The following is a 7,955-nucleotide window of genomic DNA, read 5'->3' on the forward strand; positions in this document are numbered from 1 at the left end:
ATCTCCTTTTATCCGGTCATTGTCTGAAAGCCCGGCCTGACTGGCTGAGTCACTGAGGCCTGTTACACTTCTGATAAGCATAAATCAGGAGCAGACATGAAATTAGGCTTTGCATGTAAGTATCTCAACAGCGATGGCAAACAGTTTTTCCCGTTCCGCGCCACCACGCGTAAACGGTTTCTGAGTTTACCGCACGAGCAACGTAATCAACTGATTTATGAGATCTCCGTAACCAATCTCAACCAGCTTTATTTGACGCTGGAGCAGCTGGCAACCTTGCCGGAGCCATTAAGGATGATGCGCATCGGCAGCGATCTGCTGCCGCTCTATACCGTACCGGAAGCGACGCCGCTGTTTGAGGCATTTTTACCCGAGCTCTATCCGCTGTTCGCCCGCTGTGGTGAGCTGGCGCGTGCGCATCAGATCCGGCTCTCGTTTCATCCGGGACAGTACACGGTGCTGGCGTCAGATAATCCCGATGTGGTCACCCGCGCGCTGCAGGATGTGGAGTATCACGCGCTCTGTGCCTGTCTGATGGGCTATGGCAAATCTTTTCAGGATTTTAAGATCAACATTCATATGAACGGTAAGGCAGGGTTCGACGGTTTTAAACGATCGTTCGGCCAGCTGAGTCCGGAAGCGCGGCTGATGCTGACGGTGGAAAACGACGAGATCTCCTGTTCGCTGGATGATGTCCTGCAGGCCGCGGCACTCTGTCCGGTGGTGCTGGATATTCATCATCACTGGGTGAAAGAGAACGCGTTTATCCAGCCTGACGATGCGCGGATCGCGCCGGTGATCGCCTCATGGCGCGGCGTACGACCGGTGCTGCACTACTCGATTTCACAGGAAGGGATTATTCCGCAACAGGGCTGGCCGGATCAGCAACAGCTGGGCGTATCGAAAAGCAAGCTGCGGGCGCACTCCGATTACTACTTCAATGCCACGCTCAATGACTGGGCGCTGTCGTTTCAGGCGTTCGACATCATGTGCGAAGTGAAAATGAAGAATCTGGCGCGGGAACAGCTCTATCAGTGGGCGCAACAGCAGCAGCGGATAGCCTGACCGCAGCCGTTAAGTTTCCCCTTACCGCACGGGCAGTAAGGGAAAGTGACATCAGATAATCGCGACACCGCCGGTGACGGCAATGGTGGCGCCCGAAATATAGCTGGCTTCGTCGCTGGCCAGCATCACATAGGCCGGGGCCAGTTCGGCAGGCTGACCGGCCCGCTGCAACGGCACTTCACTGCCGAAATTTTTCACCTGCTCAACCGGCATGGTCGACGGGATCAGCGGCGTCCAGATCGGTCCGGGTGCCACCGCGTTGGCGCGGATGCCTTTATCAGCCAGCATCGCGGCCAGGCTACCGGACAGGTTGACGATAGCCGCTTTGGTCGCCGAATAGGGCAGCAGTTTCGGTTTCGGCTGGTCGGCGTTGATCGAGGCGGTATTAATGATCGAGCCGCCTGGTGGCATATGCGGCACGGCGGCTTTGGTGATGCGGAACAGGGCGTAAAGATTGGTTTTCATCGTCCGATCAAACTCGTCATCGCTGATCTCGTCCAGCGATTCGCGCGTCATCTGAAAAGCCGCATTATTCACCAGGATATTGATCTCGCCGAACGCCTCTACCGCTTTATCAACCAGAGCGGAGCAGTGAGCCGCTTCGGTAATATCGCCAGCGACCAGAACCGCTTTCTGGCCAGCCTCTTCAACCAGCCGGGCGGTATCCTGTGCATCTTCATGCTCATCAAGATAGGAGATCAGAACATCGGCCCCTTCGCGGGCAAATGCGATGGCGACAGCGCGGCCAATGCCGGAATCACCGCCGGTAATAATGGCTTTTTTCCCTTTCAGGCGACCGGAGCCCTGATAACTCTGCTCGCCATGATCGGGCTGTGGCTGCATAGCCGCAGTCTTACCGGGCGGCGTCTGTTGCTGTTCGGCAAAAGGGGGTTGCGGGCGTTGAGTCGATGACATGAATATTCCTCCATAAAAATCCGTTAGCGTAAAACAACCGGTCAGGGTTACACCGCGCGGTGTGGCCCTGACCGGCACGCCTGCGTCAGTTAAGGCTTCGGTGATGCAATGCCGTCAATCTGCTCTTGCTGCGCGCCCGAGCCTGGACGGGCGTTACCCAGCAGCGGCTCATCGCCGAGGATCTCCGGCTGCTGTTTGGCGCTGAACTGGCCGTGACCGTCGTAGGCCGGGCCATTGCTCCAGCGGCCTTCCGGCAGCGGTTTATCCAGTGAGGTATTGAGACAGTAGTAAGAGTGCTCCTGCGCCTCATGCTCCTGCGGGAAGCTGTTCGGAATCGGCAGCGAGGCATTCAGGCCGCCCATCTCTTCGATCACCGCCAGCCATTGCTGCTGGTGCATGGTGTCGCGAGCAATCAGGAACGACAGGAAATCCTTCATCCCTTTGTCTTCCGTCATATTGTACAGGCGGGTCGCCAGCACACGGCCGGTCGCTTCTGCAGTCACGTTGGCCAGCATGTCAGCCGCCACGTTGCCGGAGGCGTAGATATGGCTCATATCGAAGGGAACACCATTGGCATTCACCGGCAGGGCCGCCAGACCGGAAGAGAGGATATGGCGCGGATTCATGCCGCCCAGAATCGCATTGACCACCGGATCTTTCGCCGAGGCTTCCTGGTAAGAGAGCGGTGCGCCCTCAAGGTTAAGTGCCACCGCATAACCCAGCATTTCGATATGGCTGAGTTCTTCAGTTGCGGTAGAGATCAGCAGATCCCGAATCCGGGCATCGCCACGCGCGCCCATCGCCTGGAAAAAGTATTGCATCGCCACACGAATTTCACCTTCTACGCCACCGATGGCTTGCTGTAACAGCATGGCAAATTCTGGATCTGGTTTCTCGACGCGAACCGGGAACTGGAGTTTTGATGAATGATGAAACATGATTATTTTCCTCGTCAGTGTTTACACTCGATGCAGGAAAAAGCCTGGACAGGGATAGCGAAAAAAGAAAGCGTAACGAGAGCAATTAACCGGGGAGTCAGGGGCGATAAGCGGCAAAAAAGCGGGAAAAGGCGATAAACTACTGGTCCATTAGTGACGGGAAATTAACCTGCCGGCAGGATGCTTATGGCCTGAAAAACGGGCGTAAAAAAGCCCCGCAAGCGGGGCAAATTCTGGGAAGGAAAAGCATCCGTGCTAATCAGTGATCCCTCACAACAGACACAGGATGTTTAGCTGTTACTGGTCGACGACGCGCTCTGCAGAACATGTTCCAGCGCCTGGCGATAAATATCCTGTTTAACCACGTCACGCTCACTTTCCAGGCGGTGAATCAGGCCCAGTACAACGTCTTTATCGGAAACGTGGGTTTTATATTGCGCGAGTTCAGCATGGACAGCTGCAATCACTTCTTTCTCGCTAGTGACCGGAGTGCCAGAGTTCATGAAGTATTCAGAAATCTGAGACTCTGTATTGATTGTCGTTTGCATATCAGGCCTCATCAAAAAGGGGGTCAGTGCGCCAGATCAGGTCCGGTTAACGGACGACGCAAAAAAAAGAGCATCTGAAGGTGGAAATCCACGACACCTTCAGATGCGGTGCAATGCACCTTTCGTTACAAGTGACTTAACATCACGGCGTAAAGCTATACAAGAATGACAAAGTTGTACAACGAAATTCGCAAAATTTTATCTGGTCGGTGCTGTATCTCAAATGCATGTTTACAGGATTTAAACAAAATTCCTGGTTAATGTTGTTTATTTACAGCCTGTTGGAATTATATCGTCTCGCTTTCTGCGTTTTTCTTATCAAATTTTTTGTTCAGACCTTTTTGCTAAAGTCTGTACTTCTGCCGTCTTTTTCATGAAAACCTGTACAGGTTTAGCCAGGGAAAAGCGGCTCTCCTGACGCTGGCAGCGTTCACGATCGTTGCAATCCTGGCCGCCCGATCCCTGAGTCAGCATAATTCACTTCACACCCGTTACTCAGAAGGCTAAGGTTGAGCGCTTACTTAATCAGAAGGAGATGATCATGGTTAATGACTACTTTGCACTTCCGCCTGCGGGCATCACACAAGAACAACATAAGCGCACGGTAGCAGTGGCGGCTGCGCTGGCAGTAGCAAAAGAGTCGGTCAGCGCATCAACCTCGGCGACTGGTTCAAAAACGGCGTGGGATCTGCAGGCGGTCGCCAATGAAATCGCTAATCTGGCCGATGCGATTCAGGATGCCCTGGAGAGCGATAGCGAGGTATAAGCCTGCCGTTAACGTGCTGTCACCTTATGCCCGGCGGCTGGGGCGTTGGAGAGCAGGGGATACCCGGCAACGTCATCGCTGCCGGGTATTGGCTTATTCTATGGATGGTGGCTCATATTTAATGTACTGACGCAGGGTGTCATGGATCGCCCGATTATCCCCTTCATCCAGCCCACGATCGGCATATTCTTTCGCCAGCGCCGCCAGCACATCATCAAATTTACCCTTGTAATTGAGATTATTGAGTGCGATCTGCTGACCCAGGATCGCTTTTAATACGGTGGTCTCAACTTTCAACTGACGGACTTCGTTTTCAAGATGCGTGATGCGATTGTCGTCTGACATAACACCTCCATGATTAAAACCGCAGAATAACCATGCCACGCCGGATATTCAAACAACGGTGGCAGCAGAGAAACGTTGTCAGATTTTCCTTAAATCAGCATGGTTCATTAATCCTGAGAGACATCACATCACATCACATCACATCACATCCCATCCCATTCTCTCACCGTGGCGCTGGCTATGCGATAGTGGGTGAGCGCTATCGGCTGCCACAACACAACAAATTCCATTCGTTCATACGGGCTTGAGTTACACGCGTAGTATGGCCGATCGGCAATCGGTTTACAGACCAGACACAGACACAGACACAGACACAGGCACAGACACAGACACAGACACAGGCACCGAACTGTGCGGCACTTTTACCCGTTAATTCGCACTGAAAGTTTCAGGAAGTCATGCTTGCCCGGATAGTTATAGTTTTTCAATCAGGCTCGTATATCGCGTTTTATTTCCTCTGAAGAAGCTGGTTATGTTTTATCTTTGCAAATTTAATGTTGCAAGTAAGTTTTAAGTCTAAACAGTTCGTAAACAACCGGTCTAAAATGATTGGTCCAATTATTCCTAAAAGCTTTTTAATTAGCGCGTTAATAATTAGGAGTGCCTTCATTTAATTTCGTACAAAGACAGCATGTTGTGAATCGTTATCATTTAAGTTTAATCGATAATATCGATCATGTGCAGGGTCTACGATAGACGCAGGCTATCTGGCACTCACTAATGAAGGAAAATATCAAGGTCTAAAAGTGCTGGGATGAAAGCTGAATAAGTGTTTAAATAAATTTCTCAAACGTAAGCCAGGTTTTTAACATTGTTATGGATGATCCAAAGGGAAGTGATGAATTCATAAAAAGCAATTTCGCGTTTAAAACTCCATCAATACACAACGCAGTCATTCTTTTAATACGATCTCAGCAGATTTTTATCAGCATTATCAGCAAACTCACGGTGTTTTAATGGAATATCAGCGTTTTGCAAGCCGTAAACAGACATGTTCGGATGCCTGAGGAGTTTAAAACAAAGAGTGAAAAAGCCTGCCGCGATATGAGGGGTAGCCGGGCAGTCATTGCGTCAAATTTTATAGGCTATAAATTTAAACCCTGCTCTCTGATGAATGATAAACCAAAGCAGCATGATCACTTTACCGATAGCGCCTTTAACTTATTTATGGGAAGAAGCATATCAACCCGTGCGCCTGGGTTCAGCGAAGGGCGGTAGCATGGTATGTTGCAGAGCAGGCTAAGCCATTGTTGAAAATATATAGTGCTCAATAGCATTCCTGGGTTTAACAGGGAACTGAACTGTAAATGCCTTTGCATCTTAATGAATGTCAGGTTCTGAAAGACCCGAACGTAGTGAAATATCTCTTCTGACGCTTTTGATAGGGCAAGTGAAAGTGACGTCAGTGTATGGTTTGAATCACTACTGAAAAAAGCCTTCTTTACGGGAAGTGGCAGGAGGCCAATATAGTGCTGTCTGTTTTGAAATTTACTTGAAAATAGTATCCTGGATGATGATAACGATGCGGATTTTAACAAATAATATATATTTTCGTATTGGCCTGGAAGCCATGCTTTATCGAATGCATCTGGTTGATTGGCGCATAATGGTTTTTGATGCGGGTGAAAATATTTATATCCTGAGGGGAATGGAAACATATGAATGTCGCTCACTTGAGGTCTATTCAGTATTGATGGCAGGAAAACATATCAGAAAGGAAGAGATTAAAAATATCGAAAACTTCTCGAAGCAACTCAGAGAGTGTCAGTCAAAAAATATTATCACTAAATTTGACATGCCGAGAAGAAAAATACCCATGATTGAAGAATATATTGTACATGCATTTTGTCATGGAGATACGCTTTACGATATTTCTAAAAAGCTCAATAAAAATATCAACACCATAAGATATCATAAAACTAATGCAATGCGCAGATTAGAGGTCAGGACCAACCCGGAAATGCATAAAGTCATTACCCAATGGGGGGATTTGCTAAAGCAGGTAAGCATAATTAAGTCAGTATAAGGTCCATACTGGCATGTGGCGTAAGATGGGCGTATTTACTTATCCTATCCACTACGGCAGTAGAGAATGATAGGGTTGTATTGAGAGAAAACTGATATACATAATGTTATAACATAGAAAATTTTTCTGTTGGCAGCTTCACTCTATATCGTATTAGTTGAGTCGTTTTTTTGTGTTAAAAATGGCAGTCAAAATATAGTAACCGCCAGATTTTTTTGAGCGCGAGGCTTTTTATTGATATCAATTTTCTATTTTATACGCCTCCCCAGATGTTCATGCCTGAGGATTAAATTGTGAGTGAGATAGAGATCTTCTTAAGCTCTGTTAAACATATCAAACGTCATCTTGAATGGGGTTTCTATATGATAATTTTCATCTCCTTGCTGCTTGAAATATTTGCCCTCCAGTTTATTTTCGTGCGGTCATCATGCAGTTAAAGATGAGATTGTAGATAATCGTTAAAATATGCTTTCCATTTTTTATTTCCTTTATTACCAGGATGATTGCCTTTTAGAAAAAACAGATGAAAGCTATGCCATAAAAATAAATTTCTCATCTGTTATAAGTTGAGCAGTCATTTTTTCGCCCATGATGATAGCCCTCGTCAGGTTAGTAGAGACAAAAAGGGTCAATTATACCGACCATGAGTAAGTGTTAAGAACGGGGTGCAAACAGAGTTAAGCCCTTAATAGTCGAGCACATTTTTGCATAAATAAACCCTCAGCCTTAAATTGACAGGATAAACACTTATGATCAGCAGAATGAAAGTGTCTGATGTTCACGGAAAACTCAGAGATACAATTGTCAACATTGACCGCAAGGTTTCATTAATGAGCAAGGAAGTTGCCATTATCAAGGTTGGCAGGGAAGAAATTGTTAGTGCTGTTCAGGACGGAAATAATTACATCCTGAATTTTTCTGATGGCACCAAAATTATCTTTATTGATTACTTTGTTAAGGAGAATAAAGTTCTTATTGAAGATACTGATACAAAAGGTGCTTATTACATTACGAATGATGAAAGTGGTTCAGTTTTATTAAATGGACAACCTGAAAGCGAAACGTTGCTTCAGCCTGCTTCCGATTATCATTGGGCGGCAATACCCGCGGTCCTTGCTGCGTTGGCAATCCCTGCGATTATTTTCGGTGGTAGTAAAAGTGGGTCTCACAATAATCGAAAAGATAATGCTAACGATGCGGACAGCAGCGGCGAGGTTACGTCGGCCGGGGCGAAGCAGCTGGTGGCGGACACCACCGATGCGCAGATCGCCGAGGCGGAAGCGGCCGTGAAGGCGGCGGAAGAGAAACAGCAGGCGGCGGCAGACGCGGCGGCGCAGGCCGTGGCGGACGGC

The 7,955-nt window shown here is 48.1% G+C and carries 8 protein-coding genes; 4 read left to right on the forward strand and 4 right to left on the reverse strand.

Annotation, left to right across the window (positions count from 1 at the left end):
- Positions 1–96: 96 nt before the first annotated feature.
- Positions 97–1,065 carry a UV damage endonuclease UvsE gene (locus WFK59_RS04625; RefSeq protein ID WP_336755115.1) on the forward strand — a complete coding sequence of 323 codons (969 nt, stop codon included), beginning with the start codon at positions 97–99 and terminating at the stop codon, positions 1,063–1,065.
- Positions 1,066–1,116: 51 nt separating this feature from the next.
- Here the strand turns inward: WFK59_RS04625 and WFK59_RS04630 are convergent, their stop codons facing one another.
- From WFK59_RS04630 to WFK59_RS04640, 3 genes are all read right to left on the reverse strand, one after another.
- Positions 1,117–1,980, reverse strand: a complete 864-nt coding sequence (locus WFK59_RS04630; RefSeq protein WP_336755116.1) for a glucose 1-dehydrogenase — start codon at positions 1,978–1,980, stop codon at positions 1,117–1,119.
- A gap of 89 nt (positions 1,981–2,069) precedes the next feature.
- Positions 2,070–2,918 carry a manganese catalase family protein gene (locus WFK59_RS04635; RefSeq protein WP_233984429.1) on the reverse strand — a complete coding sequence of 283 codons (849 nt, stop codon included), beginning with the start codon at positions 2,916–2,918 and terminating at the stop codon, positions 2,070–2,072.
- 290 nt (positions 2,919–3,208) lie between these two features.
- Positions 3,209–3,466 (reverse strand): biofilm development regulator YmgB/AriR family protein, encoded by a 258-nt coding sequence (locus WFK59_RS04640; RefSeq protein WP_233984428.1) that lies wholly within the window; start codon positions 3,464–3,466, stop codon positions 3,209–3,211.
- Between the two features lie 541 nt (positions 3,467–4,007).
- On the opposite strand from WFK59_RS04640, the gene WFK59_RS04645 reads away from it, so the two are divergent.
- Positions 4,008–4,232: a hypothetical protein gene (locus WFK59_RS04645; protein WP_094121380.1), complete on the forward strand. Its 225-nt coding sequence runs from the start codon at positions 4,008–4,010 to the stop codon at positions 4,230–4,232.
- 93 nt (positions 4,233–4,325) lie between these two features.
- Here WFK59_RS04645 and WFK59_RS04650 read toward each other — a convergent pair whose 3' ends face one another.
- Entirely contained in the window at positions 4,326–4,577 is a 252-nt protein-coding gene (locus tag WFK59_RS04650; protein ID WP_094121381.1) for a hypothetical protein, read from the reverse strand.
- 1,522 nt (positions 4,578–6,099) lie between these two features.
- Here WFK59_RS04650 and WFK59_RS04655 point away from each other — a divergent pair.
- Positions 6,100–6,603: a hypothetical protein gene (locus WFK59_RS04655; RefSeq protein ID WP_336755118.1), complete on the forward strand. Its 504-nt coding sequence runs from the start codon at positions 6,100–6,102 to the stop codon at positions 6,601–6,603.
- Positions 6,604–7,352: 749 nt separating this feature from the next.
- The coding region (locus tag WFK59_RS04660; RefSeq protein WP_336755119.1) for a BapA/Bap/LapF family prefix-like domain-containing protein at positions 7,353–7,955 on the forward strand (603 nt) is incomplete at its 3' end.

Origin of the sequence: Pantoea sp. USHLN298 (genome assembly GCF_037149395.1) — a bacterium.
Lineage (GTDB): Bacteria > Pseudomonadota > Gammaproteobacteria > Enterobacterales > Enterobacteriaceae > Pantoea > Pantoea astica.